This is a genomic window from Moorena producens PAL-8-15-08-1, from assembly GCF_001767235.1.
GTDB lineage: Bacteria > Cyanobacteriota > Cyanobacteriia > Cyanobacteriales > Coleofasciculaceae > Moorena > Moorena producens_A.
The window spans coordinates 1,206,968-1,221,964 of the sequence record NZ_CP017599.1; the positions used below are offsets into that span (position 1 = coordinate 1,206,968).

The 14,997-nt window shown below is 44.7% G+C and carries 15 protein-coding genes; 11 read left to right on the plus strand and 4 right to left on the minus strand.

Going from position 1 to position 14,997, the window contains the following annotated elements:
* Nucleotides 1-24 precede the first annotated feature (24 nt).
* Nucleotides 25-600 (plus strand): hypothetical protein, encoded by a 576-nt coding sequence (locus BJP34_RS04715; RefSeq protein ID WP_070391352.1) that lies wholly within the window; start codon nucleotides 25-27, stop codon nucleotides 598-600.
* Between the two features lie 451 nt (nucleotides 601-1,051).
* On the opposite strand, the gene BJP34_RS42405 is transcribed toward BJP34_RS04715, so the two are convergent.
* Nucleotides 1,052-1,675, minus strand: a complete 624-nt coding sequence (locus tag BJP34_RS42405; RefSeq protein ID WP_070391353.1) for a hypothetical protein — start codon at nucleotides 1,673-1,675, stop codon at nucleotides 1,052-1,054.
* A gap of 225 nt (nucleotides 1,676-1,900) precedes the next feature.
* Here BJP34_RS42405 and BJP34_RS42410 point away from each other — a divergent pair, with 225 nt between their 5' ends.
* The 3 genes from BJP34_RS42410 (at nucleotide 1,901) to BJP34_RS04730 (ending at nucleotide 3,871) form a co-directional block, all read left to right on the plus strand.
* Complete coding sequence (locus tag BJP34_RS42410) at nucleotides 1,901-2,044, plus strand: hypothetical protein (protein ID WP_158517011.1); 144 nt, start codon at nucleotides 1,901-1,903, stop codon at nucleotides 2,042-2,044.
* A 127-nt stretch (nucleotides 2,045-2,171) separates the two neighbouring features.
* Nucleotides 2,172-2,615, plus strand: coding sequence for an Hsp20/alpha crystallin family protein (locus BJP34_RS04725; protein ID WP_070391354.1), 444 nt, complete (start codon nucleotides 2,172-2,174; stop codon nucleotides 2,613-2,615).
* A gap of 704 nt (nucleotides 2,616-3,319) precedes the next feature.
* Entirely contained in the window at nucleotides 3,320-3,871 is a 552-nt protein-coding gene (locus BJP34_RS04730) for an outer membrane beta-barrel protein (RefSeq protein WP_070396488.1), read from the plus strand.
* A gap of 45 nt (nucleotides 3,872-3,916) precedes the next feature.
* Here BJP34_RS04730 and BJP34_RS04735 read toward each other — a convergent pair whose 3' ends face one another.
* Entirely contained in the window at nucleotides 3,917-4,867 is a 951-nt protein-coding gene (locus tag BJP34_RS04735; protein ID WP_070396489.1) for an aldo/keto reductase, read from the minus strand.
* 288 nt (nucleotides 4,868-5,155) lie between these two features.
* Here BJP34_RS04735 and BJP34_RS04740 point away from each other — a divergent pair, with 288 nt between their 5' ends.
* Both BJP34_RS04740 and BJP34_RS04745 read left to right on the plus strand, forming a co-directional pair.
* Entirely contained in the window at nucleotides 5,156-5,944 is a 789-nt protein-coding gene (locus BJP34_RS04740; RefSeq protein WP_070391355.1) for a hypothetical protein, read from the plus strand.
* A gap of 259 nt (nucleotides 5,945-6,203) precedes the next feature.
* Complete coding sequence (locus BJP34_RS04745; protein ID WP_070391356.1) at nucleotides 6,204-6,590, plus strand: nuclear transport factor 2 family protein; 387 nt, start codon at nucleotides 6,204-6,206, stop codon at nucleotides 6,588-6,590.
* Nucleotides 6,591-6,702: 112 nt separating this feature from the next.
* Here BJP34_RS04745 and BJP34_RS04750 read toward each other — a convergent pair whose 3' ends face one another.
* On the minus strand, nucleotides 6,703-7,278 hold the full coding sequence (locus BJP34_RS04750) for an EF-hand domain-containing protein (RefSeq protein ID WP_070391357.1): 576 nt from the start codon (nucleotides 7,276-7,278) through the stop codon (nucleotides 6,703-6,705).
* A 388-nt stretch (nucleotides 7,279-7,666) separates the two neighbouring features.
* Here BJP34_RS04750 and BJP34_RS04755 point away from each other — a divergent pair, with 388 nt between their 5' ends.
* The 5 genes from BJP34_RS04755 (at nucleotide 7,667) to BJP34_RS04765 (ending at nucleotide 12,664) form a co-directional block, all read left to right on the plus strand.
* Nucleotides 7,667-8,947 carry a hypothetical protein gene (locus BJP34_RS04755; RefSeq protein WP_070391358.1) on the plus strand — a complete coding sequence of 427 codons (1,281 nt, stop codon included), beginning with the start codon at nucleotides 7,667-7,669 and terminating at the stop codon, nucleotides 8,945-8,947.
* 38 nt (nucleotides 8,948-8,985) lie between these two features.
* Nucleotides 8,986-10,083, plus strand: a complete 1,098-nt coding sequence (locus tag BJP34_RS04760; RefSeq protein ID WP_070391359.1) for a hypothetical protein — start codon at nucleotides 8,986-8,988, stop codon at nucleotides 10,081-10,083.
* Nucleotides 10,084-10,466: 383 nt separating this feature from the next.
* Nucleotides 10,467-10,601, plus strand: coding sequence for a hypothetical protein (locus BJP34_RS48380; RefSeq protein ID WP_267876482.1), 135 nt, complete (start codon nucleotides 10,467-10,469; stop codon nucleotides 10,599-10,601).
* A 302-nt stretch (nucleotides 10,602-10,903) separates the two neighbouring features.
* A complete protein-coding gene (locus BJP34_RS48385; RefSeq protein WP_267876483.1) occupies nucleotides 10,904-11,038 on the plus strand; it encodes a hypothetical protein in 135 nt (44 codons plus the stop codon).
* Nucleotides 11,039-11,359: 321 nt separating this feature from the next.
* Entirely contained in the window at nucleotides 11,360-12,664 is a 1,305-nt protein-coding gene (locus BJP34_RS04765) for a glutamate-5-semialdehyde dehydrogenase (RefSeq protein WP_070391360.1), read from the plus strand.
* A gap of 426 nt (nucleotides 12,665-13,090) precedes the next feature.
* Here the strand turns inward: BJP34_RS04765 and BJP34_RS48390 are convergent, their stop codons facing one another.
* Nucleotides 13,091-13,225, minus strand: coding sequence for a hypothetical protein (locus BJP34_RS48390; RefSeq protein WP_267876484.1), 135 nt, complete (start codon nucleotides 13,223-13,225; stop codon nucleotides 13,091-13,093).
* Between the last annotated feature and the right edge of the window lie 1,772 nt (nucleotides 13,226-14,997).

Consider the following 14,997-nt stretch of genomic DNA (forward strand, 5'->3'; position numbering starts at 1 on the left):
CATGGGGAGTGTCAAATTGACCAAGTGTTTGATCTCGAAATTCAGCCTCAAGATGGAACAACCGCGAATATCACCAAGATTGAAATTAGTAGTCATCGAACAGTAGACCCAGATGACCCTCTCGTCAAGGTCAGTAGCAGGGCGACGGCTATTAATACGATTAGTCCCAATCCCTTGGCCAATGGCCACGCTACGGGAACAGGCAAATCTGGTGGCGGTGTGGTAATGGTCAGCAGTAGCAGCACAGCTACCAGCACCATTAGTGACAATACCTCAGGGGATATAAGGAATCGCATTTCCAGTATCCATGGCACAGCCATGGTTTCCAGCACCATAAGTAACCCTAACACCAATAATCATCAGATTAGTGTTGCCGCCAGTGCCACCATTGGTAACAACAACCCGATTAGTAATCCGGATGATGTTACCGATGGACCTGACAATCTCCTTGAGGGCATCGTTGGTACTATTACCAATCCCATTGATTCCCTACTTGGTTCCTTCCAGACTCCATCTCTGTTCACTCCATCTCTGTTCACTTCATCTCTAGGTTTTCCTAGTTCTGGGATTGATCTTGACCAGAGTCGTTCGCTTATTTGAGCAATTTGTGGGCATCACTCCTAATATTGGTGCCTTTGCAGCTCAACCCGAAATAGGACTTGACCTGTTCAAGGACTAAAAATCATTGTCTTGATGCAGTCGCTCATGGGGGTAACCCCCAAGACCGCGCTGCATCGCTTCGACCTTTGCCCTAGTAATCAGTCTATTTAGTGTTGAGGCTTAGGTGTTAGGTGTTAGGAGTTAAGAGTTAGGTATTAGGTGTTAGTTAGGAGTTAACGCCTAATACCTAGTTATTAGAGTCTAATCGAGAAAAGTACAGGTCAAGTTTCTGTGACATACTCCCACACTGACTCTTTGAGTGAGCGTGTGGGCTTCTTACCAACTCCACCCAACGGTATCGGCTTTCGCCGACGCTGCGCGAACGGATACTCGGTAAGCTTTATTAACGACACGGTCAGAAGTTACCGCAAGAAGAGTGGAGCCTTTATGGTTAGTCGGCTATGCATAAAAGGGTTAAAACTTTATGATTAAGGCTCCACTCTTCTAAGGTTTCGTCTCCGGGATGCCCCTCCGCACGCCTTACAATACAATAAGTTGTATTTTTGATTAGTAGGTGGCTGACTTGCCCAGCATTTAAGGCCTTTGGCCACGCTTCGCGAACGGCTTTGTTTATCAGTACATATATTATAGCAATTCTACGACTTGTGAGGTACAAATTTCTGGTTTTTAGGGAGCAGGGAGCAGGGAGCAGGGAGCAGGGAGCAGGGAAGAGGGAAATCGGAAGAGGGAAATCGGAAGAGGGAAATCGGAAGAGGGAAAAAATAATGTGTACCTCATTCCTAGAAACGCTATATAGCAATTTTATAATACCCTGTGCAAAATTCATCCCACACCTAATGCGTAGCATTAGGTGTGGGATGAATTTTGCCGGACAGCTAAAATACTGGGTTAGGTTGTTGAGCGCCTCTGTCGCACTTTCAATGGCCGACGCTAATTCTTCAATGCGGTCAGAGTGAGCTTTACCTTCAATTTCCTTTTTCAGCAGTTCCTGTAATTTCAGAATCAATTCTTTTTGGTAGCTGACTGAATGGGTAAAATCTGTGGATTCCATCATCGGACTTAACTGAATTGCCTTACCTAATACCTGTTCGCGTAGCGTGCGCGTAGCGCATTAGCACCTCAAGTGGCCTGCGTGGCACAGGCTTCTAGCCTGTGAGGTAGCGCATTAGCTGACCACTGAATTCGAGTTTACCGAACCCAATTGTATTCAGTTTACCGTAATTTAGCTCAACGTTAACTATAGCAGTTCTAAATAGTTCATAAAACCCAAAGCTGATTTATGATTACACCAAAAAATCATCAGATCTCTTTCTTACTATTCCCTGCTCCCTGCTCCCTGCTCCCTGTTCCCAGATCCGCTGTTCCCAGATCCGCTGTTCCCAGATCCGCTGTTCCCTGTTCCCTATTCAAAACTTATTCATAACGGCAATCCCTATAAAGTTAGTGATAAAAACCGAATTGTCACTACTATTTTCAAGTCCTACCATAATAATCAAAGGCAAAAAAACAAGGCTAAATCAATTAAGCAATTACAACTTGGAGGAAGAGCTATGACTCTAGTTCGTTGGAACCCATGGAAAGACATCAACACCCTACAACGGGAAATTGACCAGCTATTTGACAATAGTTTTGTGCCCACTACTTTGCGAGAATTTGGTCATTTAAAAAATGTTCCTGCTGCTGAACTAACCCAAACTGAAGATGCTATCACTCTGAAATTGGAAGTTCCAGGAATGGAAGCCAAAGACTTGAATGTAGAAGTCACAGATACTGTTGTTGCTATCAGTGGAGAACGGAAAGAGGAAACCAATACTGACGAAAAAGGCGTCAAGCGGTCTGAATTCCGTTATGGTAAATTCCAGCGGATAATTCCTTTACCGGTTCGGGTTCAAAATACCAAAGTTGAGGCTGAGTACAAAGACGGTATCTTAAATCTGACCTTGCCTAAAGCTGAAGAGGAAAAAAACAAAGTTGTCAAGGTTAACTTGAACTAACTCCCTGGTTAGCTCAGTGGCTGGTTAGTTCAGTGGCTGGTTAGTTCAGTGGCTGGCTAACTAGACTTGGGACAATTAGTTAGCTACTGGAGTTTAGACTAAATCGTTATCCCAAAAAGCGATCGCTATCTCAACAAGCGATCGCTTTTTGTTTACATATATAGCAATCCGTGTAGCAATTGTGGGAATTTTTGTTGCCTGTTCCCTACTCCCAGCTCCGAACGCGCCCCGGGTGGCCTACGGCCTCAGCTCCCAGATCCGCTGGGGAGCAGGTCTTGCAATGCTTAAACATTAGTACTATTTTCCAGTAGAGCAAGCAATTACCCATGAGGGGGCTATAGATAATGTACAAATATTCATCCAGGACTAGCTCCCCTTCAGACCTATTACCTTCCCCTCCTGGTCGGGGTTAGGGGTGGGTTCCTATTACCTATTACCCATTACCTATTACCTTAGTACTAATGTTGCTGCATAAGTGACATGCTCCCGATCCGCTGTTCCCTTTCCTATACCAGTTCTCAATGGGGTGGCGACAAAATCATCCTATCATTCAGCAACGCCATCACTGGAGTCAATCGGATATTTTTCTGTAACTTATCCGGATAACTCAACTCGGCTGAGAAATAGAAAAATAGTAGATGCACCTTGATAGCCATCCCCCTGCAATCAAAGCGGGGGGTTTTTTAATTATAACCATGAAACCGATGAAACCCATACTCAAATCTGCCGCAACTTCTCTAATCTTAATGATTGCGATGGTTCTATCTGCTAGCCCTGGCTCTGCTCAACCTGAAGGATTAAAGGGTAGCTACGTGGGAATTAGTAACGATGGCAGCACAATCAGTAATGATATCCTCAATCCCTTTGAGAATTTGCTGGGAATTGGCTCAAACTCAAGCGATGAAAGGATTGGTAGCATGTATCAAGGTCGTATTGATCTGCCCAATTTACCAATTTCAGTGCGTGGTGCAGCGTTTCTCTCGGACAAAGGTCGTGCTCTCGAGCCAACAATTACCTACGATGTACCGGTTGCCAGCAATACTAACATTTATGTTGGTGGAGGCTATACCTTTGTGAACAACGAGGAGATCACCACTCCTTTAGGTAATCAAAATTCAGCCGTATTGACTGCTGGTGTAGAAGCAGCAGTCAATGACTACACCATAATCTACGGCAGCGGCAGATTAAGCCTTAGTGATGAAAACAACGATACTTCCCCAGTTAAATTGCAATTTGGTGCAGGCTATCGTTTCTAAAATCTATTGCTCAATCGTAATGGTAGGGGCGCTTCCCTTGGGCTTTTATTTTAACCAAAGACGAGTGACTTGTTCCAACTGAGTAACATCCTCATTACTCAAAGCCCAACCCAAAGCCCCTGCATTGTCTTGCACCTGCTGTGCGGTCTTAGCACCGGGAATCGGGATTACTCCATCTTGAGCAATCAGCCAGTTAAGGGCAACTTGAGCTGGTTTTCGCTCATACTTTTCCCCTAACTGATTCAGTAGCTTTAGCACAGGGGCAATTTTTTCTAAACCACTTTTGCTAAAGCGGGGGTCAATTGCCCTAGCTCCAGTAGGTTTGATATAGCTCTCTACCGTATACTTGCCTGTGAGTAATCCTTGAGCTAAAGGACTGTAAGCGAGAATAGTCACACCTAACTCACGCGCTTTATCAAGAATACCGTTGCTCTCAATTTTCCGATGCAACAGAGAATATTGCACCTGATTCACCGCTAGGGGTATGCCACGGGCTGCTAAGTAACTGTGAGCTTCTGCCATTTGCTTAGCGGAATAGTTACTGACACCAACTGCTCCAATCCGACCACCCTTGACTTCATCAGCTAGAGCATTCATCAACGTCTGTTGGCTGATCAAGAAACTAAAAGGCATATGTACTTGGTACAGTTCCACTTGCTCGACTTGCAAACGTTTCAAACTGTCGCTCAAGGCATCAGAAACTGACTGAGCGGTAAATCGCCAGGGTAAGGGAAAATACTTAGTGGCAATCTGGGCTTTCCGTCCCAGCTGCTTCATAAACCGTCCGATCAGGGATTCGGATTCTCCTAGTCCATATACCTCAGCGGTGTCAAAAAAGTTAATCCCAGCATCCAAGGTTGCCTCAAACGCTTCTTTTACCTGAGTAGTGCCGTAGTCACTGCCATAGTTCCAAAACACCTTGTCTCCCCATGACCACGTCCCAATTCCCAAGGCTGTAACCATCGGACCATTCTGACCTAACCTGATCGTCTGCATTCTCAACACTCCAGCTCTTAACATTTCTTAATATTAGTTCAGTTTATCGTGGCGTGGTCAGCTATCAGCTTGGTTGACGGTTGAAAGTTGAAAGTTGAAAGTTGAAAGTTGAAAGTTGAAAGTTAAAAGTTGAAAGTTGAAAGTTGACGGTTTATAACTTAAGTTTAAAAATTAACGATAAACTAGACTGAGCACTGACTCCCTGACCCATTCAGCTATTAATAAAACTAAGAAAGGAAAAAATTGCTGCAATAGAAGGCTTGATTTGGGAGCCTGAAAACCTTTATTGTGCTTTGGTTGTGTAATCTGGTTACTCCTGTGCGGCGTCAATCCCAACAGCACTCTCAAACCCTTGACCAGGGGCAAGGTATGAATATAGACTCATACATCAACATTGAGCAAGAACAAATTACACGCTCCCGCGTGCTATTTCATAGCATTCGCTTTGATTTAAATCAAGACATTCTTACAAAAATTAAACAAGCACAACAGACTGGTCACGGCCTTGATATTTCCGGAGAGTTGCTTAGTGATTTACGCCATTTAGCTCTGCTCGATTGGGAAAACCGCCTCCAGTCTGGATTGACGTTTTCTACCTACTATGTACCAGTTGATCGAGCACAGGCACTGATGCGGAGTGTGATTGCCCTTGATGGAGAAATCCTTCACCAGATCAAGAGAGACTGTCTGGAGAATCCCGACTTTTGTTGTCAAATTGCTGACGCTCACTACTGGCTGATCACTCAAATCTTGGCTCAGCTACGGCTGAAACCATCACCCAACTTTCCTAAGCTGGCTTGGGGACTATCAGCGCTGATGATAATCTTGGTGATTTTGGCAGTGCTGGTAATTCCTGGTGTATTACAGCTAATACTTGCTCAACCCTGGAGATGGTTGATTATTATAGTGGGCATAGTCAGCTGTGCTCTACTTCTAGTAATACTACAATGGCTCCTACGTTCATGTTTAATCAGGATTGCCCCTTGGATGTTGCGTCAGCTATTGTCAGGTTTGCTATCGTCCAAGCCTGGTCCTAAGAAAATTGCTAAACGTATTCTGGCATGGTTATTGCCATGATTAGTGATTAGTGACGTAGGGTGCGTTAGGGGCGGGCTCATCCTCATTTTACGCTCTAGCGCCAGGGTTGGCACAGCCCGCCCGAAAATTGCCACAGGCTGGAAGCCTGTTCCACGATTGCCACAGGCTGGAAGCCTGTTCCACGCCTGATGCCCATTCCACCCACCGGCTCAAACAGCTGCCTTTTGCCTTTTGGCTGGGATTATTAGTTAAGGGCAGAATTTAACAGATAATAGAAAGGTGAAGTCATATAGAAACTATGTCAACAGAAGCGATCGCATCAGTTATCAATGTCTATTTTGAAACCATGGCGGCCATGAATCCAGGAGGCTGGGTAGAGATTTTTGCTGAAGATGCAGTGATTTATGACCCAGTCGGAAAGCCACCAATCAACGTCTCTGAGGACTCGGAGAAGTTCTTTGGACTACTGTCTACCTTCTTTAACAGCTTTGACATCTCACAAGAGCAAATTTTTATTGCTGGCAATGGAGCAGCGGTAAAGTGGAGAATGAAGGCGTCTGCTAAGAATGGTCGTGAGGCTACTGCTGAAGGCATCAGTGTTTTTGAAATCAATGATGACGGTAAGATTCAACAGGTTTTGTCCTACTGGAATGAAGCAGAAATGATGGCTAAACTGAAGGGCTAATTCCTAAGTGGTGTTGGCGGTTAGCAAGGACACAACCTGCTGAATCAGCACCGACAATAATCTAATAGTTATAGAGCATCTTAGATTTAGGAGCGATCAGCAATAGGCTTACCTATGCATCGATCAACGATCCATAAGGAAGCGGACCGTCCGTTTGGTCGCTGGGAAGTGTAAACCAGTATCCCATATGACCTTCTATGAACTCGGCGCGGGTTATGGAACCGTCGCCATCAGTGTCAAGGCTGTTGAAAGCCTTGTCAGCACGTTCGGGCTGGTCTTCACCGGAGTATATTGCCAAATACTTCCGGTACTCTTCACGGGAAATCTGACCGGAATCATCGGTGTCGATGAGATCAAAAAAGACTTCGTTCTTTTGCCGACCCACTTCTAGTGACGATTCGAGTACCGTGACAGCCTTTGCGGCATTGGTAATAAACTCTTCTTCCCCGATCATGGTGTTGGCATCGACCGCACCCCCTCCAGCGATTATATACTGAAATAGGTCGTGAAACAGAGTCCGGATTACTTCGTAATTCGACGAATTACCTTGAAGTTTGACAAACCGATCCGCAATGGTTTCGTAGTCCGAGAGCGACAAAACCCCATCTCCGTTGACATCCATAAGCTTGAAGTAAGTCTTCATCCTAACAATCCAAGCACTCGATGATAAAAAGTCTTCTGGTGTCATTTTTAATTCGATAATAAAATCAGCCTGATGATATCATTTATTATTCATTGGTGAAAAATTAAGTTTCAGGACTTACGCATTTGCCCCCGTTGGTCCCCCAAGCGAGGGATTGCTCGCTTGGGGGACTTTGACATCATTACCCCCCAGAATTGATACTGCTGGCGAAAAAAACATTTAGTAATATCAGCCTGAAGACAGCAGTCAATATGAGCCCCCCAACCCCCAATTCTGGGGGAGCATGAACTTAAAGTTACCCATCTGCTACTCTTGTGTAAACAAATATTAATTTCGCCAACGGTATCAGAATTGGGGAGCTAGGGGGGCGAAATAAACTTAACCGCGTAAGTCCTGAGTTTATAAGTTGAGTTTATAAGCTAAGTCGTATAGTATGCATGTATTTCGTTATACAACTAATCAGCGTATTGATATCCTCGAACGCTCCCCCCGTCATTTAACGGTGATGGGCAACCCTCTTGAAAAACTTCAAGAACAGGCGATTTTGAGTTCCCTAGGCAGTCTAATAAAAATTCAGGAGGTGATCACTGCTGAGGAAATAGGAAAGCTTCCGGAAGGTGAAACCCTTCTGCTAAGCGACAATCTTTTCCTGACACCTGAGTTCCTTAACACTTTTCTCATCGCAGCTAGAAAGCAACAGGTCAATCAAATCTACTGTGCCGCAATCCCTACTTCAACTGAGATCGTACGCGACTTCGTGCAACCGTTATGTTCCTGTCCTGTTAATGACGATCTATTATTCTTGGGTCTATTCTACGCTCGCATCACCCAGCACCGAATACCAATTAACCTATCCATCGCCAAACCCATCCCCCTCGATCTTCTGGACGAACCTCTAGAACATTTGGCACTCCCTCCACTCAGTACCCAAAATACACATGATCGTCAGATTGCTTTTGAACCACTCAACATCTTCCCCGCAACTGATTTTGCTCCTTTGCGTATTAACACTTCAACACGTCTTGCCCTACCCATTGAACATTGGGTTCACCTGCTCAGCGCAAATATTCCTTTTGGCATTTATAGCGACGCTATGCGCTTCCGGGACGGAACCGATCTATTGTTCTACCCCTGGCTGTCAAATCAAGAATTACCCAAGAATATCCGGGATCTTGTCGTTATCAGCGAAGGATGCCAGATTGATCCATCAGCAACTATTATAGGTCCGACCTTCTTGGGCAAAAACGTTAGAATTGGGCCTAGCGCTACGATTGTTGCCTCTGTGCTGGGCAACAATTGCGTTGTTGGTCAGGGAAACCACGTGCGGCTATCAGTATTCGAGGATGGGGTAATCCTGCCACCAGCAACTAACATCATACTCTGGTCATTCCTAGGACGTGGGAGCTTGGTTAACAGCCAGATGCGTTTCTCTGTCGTTGGCGAAGATTGTTTCATCGGTGCCTTTACCTGCATCACCGATCGCATATTGGATAACTCACCACCAGAAAAAGATACCCTCTTTGGAGGCCGACAGGTCAAAGTCAAGTTTCGTGGTAGCGTTATTCCTTCCGGTTACTGGATTCTAGGAGCTGCGATCGGCAATCGCACCAAGACTGCCAGTGGCACAATCCTTTACCCTGGCCGCGAGCTTCCTCCCGATAGTCTTACCCACCTCCAAACAGGCGATAGCCTCCCCCTAATACTGATCAAATAGGAACCATCATTCCACCCATATTGATCTAAGAGAATATAATGTCAATATTTACGAGTCTTGCATCCCTCAGCCGTAGTCCTAACTACCAAACCAGAACGTGCGATTTGCCGCTACTGAATGAACTGGCTATTCGTTATGCAGATGAGCGCCCTTTTGCCGGTTTACGGGTTGTCTGGGGTCACGTGTTGGTATTTAACTCCATAGCAGCAGCACATGTACTTGCAATTGGTGGTGCAGAGGTTACTTTTTGCGATCCCTTCCCTAGTCCAGTAACCCAGCAAGTTGCCCAACAATTAGGAGCCTGTGGCATTCCAGTACTACCCATTGAGGAAGCTGTCTACACAGCTGATTTATTCCTTGATGTAACCGCTGTTCTCGGTAAGCATCGGCTACCCATTGGTGCCGCTGAAATCTCCCGCAGTGGCGATCTCTTTTACGAGAATCAAGCATGTGTCACAGTGAGCATCGATGGGGCTCAGGTTAAAAAAATCGAGTGTTTTTTCGGTACTGGTGATGGTATGGTTCGAGCCTGGCAGCTTCTGAATCCAAGTATGCCCTTGGCAGGATTGCAGGTTGTCCAATTTGGTTATGGCAAAGTGGGGCGAGGTGTTGCATGGCGACTTCGACAAGAAGAGGTACGTGTGACGGTTGTTGAACTTCCTGGTATGAACCGCGATCTAGCAATTTTGGAGGGATTTGACACAGTACTGGCTTCGGAAGATTTGATTCTAGAGACATCAATTGCTAAAGCTGATGTAATCTTGGCTGCGACCGGTGTTCCCAATGCTGTTGCACACAGTGTACCTGTAGCCTGGCTCAATTCTTCTCAGCCCGTACTAGTGTCTATCAGCGCTGTTGATGAATTTGGAGACGAGATCCCATCAGAACGAATTTTGGGAGGCAAAGGTAAGCCCCTGAATTTTCATCTTGAAAGCCCGACTGCTAATCGCTACGTTGATCCGTCACTGACGGGACACTTGCTGGCACTAGAAGAAGTAGTTCGTGGGGGGACAGCTCTCAAACCTGGATTGAACCTCCTCAGCGAGGAAAGCGATCTCTGGCTGTTGTCACGTTGGCGACACCACTGGCCCAACGAAGATTTTGACTCGGCCTTCCAACCTAAACAGGTTGGCTGATTTGAGTCGTTAAAATTAACATTGAGTCTATGGCGAAAGTCAATTTTTGCTTTTTGCTATGTAGCTATAGTAGCTATTACTCTGAGCTGTTCCCAAAAAAATAACCCCTGAGTCTATTGCTGTTAGATCACAGCTCGACCGACTAAGGGGTGTCTATGGCTGAATTGCGTAAGCTATTTACTACTATCCACAGCGGCTGTATGCGATCGCGTTTTCGCAAAGTTAACCTTATATTAACCAATGGTATAACTTCAGGGTAACGGGAGCTGGTCAGAGGTGAGGTAACTAGTATGTAGCTGGGACAAGCCTTTGAGCTGTTCAAAAAAAAATACCCTATGAGTGTCTTGCTGTTAGATCACAGCTCGACCAACTAAGGGGTATCGATGGCTGAATTGCGTAAGCTATTTACTACTATCCACAGCGGCTGTATGCGTACGGGTTTTCCCAACGTTAACCAAAGAGTTAACCAATGGTATTACTTTACGGTAAGACGAGTTGGTCAGACATCAGACAACTAGTATGTAGCCGGGAAACGCTTTTGAGATCAAAAAAAATACCCCTGTCTTGCTCTTAGATCACAGACAGAGGAATTAAGGGGTATCGATGACTGAATTGCGTAAGCTATTTACTACTATCCACAGCGGCTGTATGCGTACGGGTTTTCTTATAGTTAACCAATGGTATAACTTCACGGTAAGACCAGTTGCTCAGACCTCAGACAACTAGTATTTAGCTGGGACAAGCCTTTGAGCTGTTCCAAAAAAAATAACCCCTGAGTGTCTTGCTGTTAGATCACAGCTCGACCAACTAAGGGGTATCGATGGCTGAATTGCGTAAGCTATTTACTACTATCGACAGCTGCTGTATGCGATCGCGTTTTTCCAACGTTAACCAAAGAGTTAACCAATGGTATAACTTCACGGTAAGACCAGTTGCTCAGACGTCAGACAACTAGTATGTAGCCGGGAAACGCTTTTGAGCTGTTCCAAAAAAAATACCCTCTGAGTGTCTTGCTGTTAGATCACAGCTCGACCAACTAAGGGGTATCGATGGCTGAATTGCGTAAGCTATTTACTACTATCCACAGCAGCTGTATGCGTACGGGTTTTCGGAAGGTTAACCTTATAGTTAACCTTATGTATAAGAGATGGTTTACCCGATGATGGGGATTTGGGGCAAGCAAGAATCCCCAAGAATACCAGGGCCTGCACCCTGTGGGAGCGTCAATTTGCTAAACTTCTGATCACATATTGGTATTGCCTCCAAAATCAAAACCATGACAGCTACACCACTTGCATCCATACCCCTAAGTGCGATCGCTCAAAAAACCCGTCAAGCTGCACAAAAGTTAGCCGTTCTCTCAACACAGGCTAAAAATGAAGCTATTGAGGCAATAGCCCAAGCCTTGGAAGCTGCAGCACCGGAAATCCTAGCGGCGAATGCTGCAGACTGCCAAGCGGCTGAGGCGGATAACATTCCGAAACCCCTTTATAATCGTCTGAAGTTGAACGAAACGAAGCTTAAGGGGGCTATTCAGGGGGTGCGAGATGTGGGCAACCTTGGTGATCCTGTAGGCAACATCCAAATTCATCGAGAACTGGATCAAGGACTAATCCTCAAACGAGTCACTTGTTCCTTAGGAGTTTTAGGGGTTATCTTTGAAGCTCGTCCCGATGCCTTAATTCAAATTACCTCTCTTGCGATTAAATCCGGTAATGGTGTTATCCTCAAAGGCGGTAAAGAAGCAATTCGCTCCTGTGAAACCCTAGTCAAAGCAATTCATAAAGGATTATCTACCACAGCAGTTGACCCAGCAACGGTACAGTTGTTAACCACTAGAGAAGAAATCAAAGAGCTGTTACAACTAGACAACTATGTGGATTTGATTATTCCCAGAGGGTCGAATGCTTTTGTTCGGTTTGTGCAGGAGAATACTCGTATTCCAGTACTCGGTCATGCTGATGGAATTTGCCACCTCTATATTGATGCAGCAGCTGACTTGGAGAAAGCGGTAACTATCACCGTTGATGCTAAAACGCAATATCCAGCTGTTTGTAATGCTATTGAAACCCTGCTGGTGCATTCAGCAATTGCTCCTCGTTTCCTGCCCCTAGCAGCAGAAGCTTTGAAAAAGCGTAATGTAGAATTGCGAGGGGATGAAGCTAGCCGTGAGATTATTCCAATCTCGGTAGCAACGGATGAGGATTGGTCTACAGAATACAGTGATTTAATTCTTTCTATCAAAGTAGTAGATTCTGTAGAAGAAGCGATTAACCATATCAATACTTATGGTTCCAGACATACGGATGCAATTGTTACTGAAGACCAGGAGGTAGCAGATAGCTTCGGAAATCAAGTGGATGCCGCTAATGTTTTCCACAACTGTTCTACTCGCTTTGCCGATGGTTTCCGTTATGGGTTTGGAGCAGAAGTAGGAATTAGCACTCAACAAATGCCCCCTCGTGGTCCAGTGGGGTTAGAAGGATTAGTAACTTACAAATACAAGGTTACAGGGAATGGTCACATTGCGGCTACTTATGTTGGTGAGAATGCTAAGGCTTTTACCCATCGGGATATGTGATGTTCTTCCTTAGAGGTTGTCTGAGAAGTCTCATTTGCTACATCCAAGCCCCCGTTGGTCCCCCAATTTTGCGGTGCGACCCAAGGGCGATTTACTCGCCCTAGGAGGCGCGCACCGGAAGGGACTTTTAGAAGCAAATGGACTCTTGTTCCCCCCAAATTTGGGGGGCTAGGGGGGCAAAATTTAGTATAAAAAAACTTTTCAGATATCCTCTTAAATTTATCTTGTTAAAGAAACTAAGAGGTTTTAAATTCCGAAAGGATTTTCCAGTAATGCTTTGAGTATAATTCTACTGCCAGGGGCACCTAGTAAGCGATGCAGCGCGGTCTTGGGGAGGCAGCGCGGTCTTGGGGGTTCCCCCCGGAGACGAAACCTGATTACGTTGAGCCTTTATGGTTGGTCGGCTATGCACAAAAGGGGTAAAACTTATTGATTAGCGTGATTTGCGCGGTCTTGGGGGTTTCCCCCATGAGCGACTGCATCAAGACAAGGCTCAACTGTCTTACGGTAACTTCTAACCATGAGCGACTGCCGTTGGTTTCCCCCACTCGCGCTTTGCATCAAGACAGTGCTCTTGATCGATATTTTTAGACTTTGGCAAGAGGTCTATAAAAAAAACCTCAGCGGGTAGCTGAGGAATTAGTCACGTTGCATCTACTATTTCTTAATCCTTGATTGCTCTATGTAGATCCGGAAGAAATTAGAAATGGGATAGCCAAATAGAACTAATAGATTGGTTGAGACAAGAGTGAACAAAAAAAATCCCCAGCGGGTAGCTGAGGGATTAGTCAGGGTGCATCTACTATTTCTTAATCCTTCATTGCTCTGTCTCGATCCGGAAGAAATTAGAAATGGGATAGCCAAATAGAACTAATAGATTGGTTGAGACAAAATTTAACAAAAAAAATCCCCAGCGAGTAGCTGAGGAAGGAGTCAGGGTGCATCTACTATTTCTTAATCCTTCATTGCTCTGTCTCGATCCGGAAGAAATTAGAAATGCCTAAGCCAAATAAAACTGATAGATTAGTTGAGACAAGAGTGAACAAAAAAAATCCCCAGCGGGTAGCTGAGGGATTAGTCAGGGTGCATCTACTATTTCTTAATCCTTGATTGCTCTATCTAGATCCGGAACAAATTAGAAACGCGGTCGCCAAATAGAACTGACAGATTGGTTGAGACAAGAGTGAAAAAAAAATCCCCAGCGGGTAGCTGAGGGATTAGTCAGGGTGCATCTACTATTTCTTAATCCTTGATTGCTCTATCTAGATCCGGAAGAAATTAGAAATGGAATAGCCAAATAAAACTGATAGATTACTTGAGACAAAATTGAACAAAAAAAATCCCCAGCGGGTAGCTGAGGGATTAGTCAGGGTGCATCTACTATTTCTTAATCCTTGATTGCTCTATCTAGATCCGGAACAAATTAGAAACGCGGTCGCCAAATAGAACTGACAGATTGGTTGAGACAAGAGTGAAAAAAAAATCCCCAGCGGGTAGCTGAGGGATTAGTCAGGGTGCATCTACTATTTCTTATTCCTTCATTGCTCTCTCTCAATCCGGAAGAAATTAGAAATGGGTAAGCCAAATAGAACTAATAGATTGGTTGAGACAAAATTGAACAAAAAAAATCCCCAGCGGGTAGCTGAGGGATTAGTCAGGGTGCATCTACTATTTCTTAATCCTTCATTTGTCTATCTAGATCCGGAAGAAATTAGAAATGGGATAGCCCAATAAAACTAATAGATTGGTTGAGACAAAATTGAACAAAAAAAAATCCCCAGCGGGTAGCTGAGGGATGAGTCAGGGTGCATCTACTATTTCTTAATCCTTGATTGCTCTGTCTCGATCCGGAAGAAATTAGAAATGGGATAGCCCAATAAAACTAATAGATTGGTTGAGACAAAATTGAACAAAAAAAATCCCCAGCCGATAGCTGAGGGATGAGTCAGGGTGCATCTACTATTTCTTATTCCTTCATTGCTCTCTCTCAATCCGGAAGAAATTAGAAATGGGTAAGCCAAATAGAACTAATAGATTGGTTGAGACAAAATTGAACAAAAAAAATCCCCAGCCGATAGCTGAGGGATGAGTCAGGGTGCATCTACTATTTCTTAATCCTTCATTGCTCTGTCTCGATCCGGAAGAAATTAGAAATGGGTAAGCCAAATAAAACTGATAGATTACTTGAGACAAAATTGAACAAAAAAAATCCCCAGCGGTTAGCTGAGGGATTAGTCAGGGTGCATCTACTATTTCTTAATCCTTCATTGCTCTATCTAGATCCGGAAGAAATTAGAAATGGGTAAGCCAAATAAAACTAATAGATTGGTTGA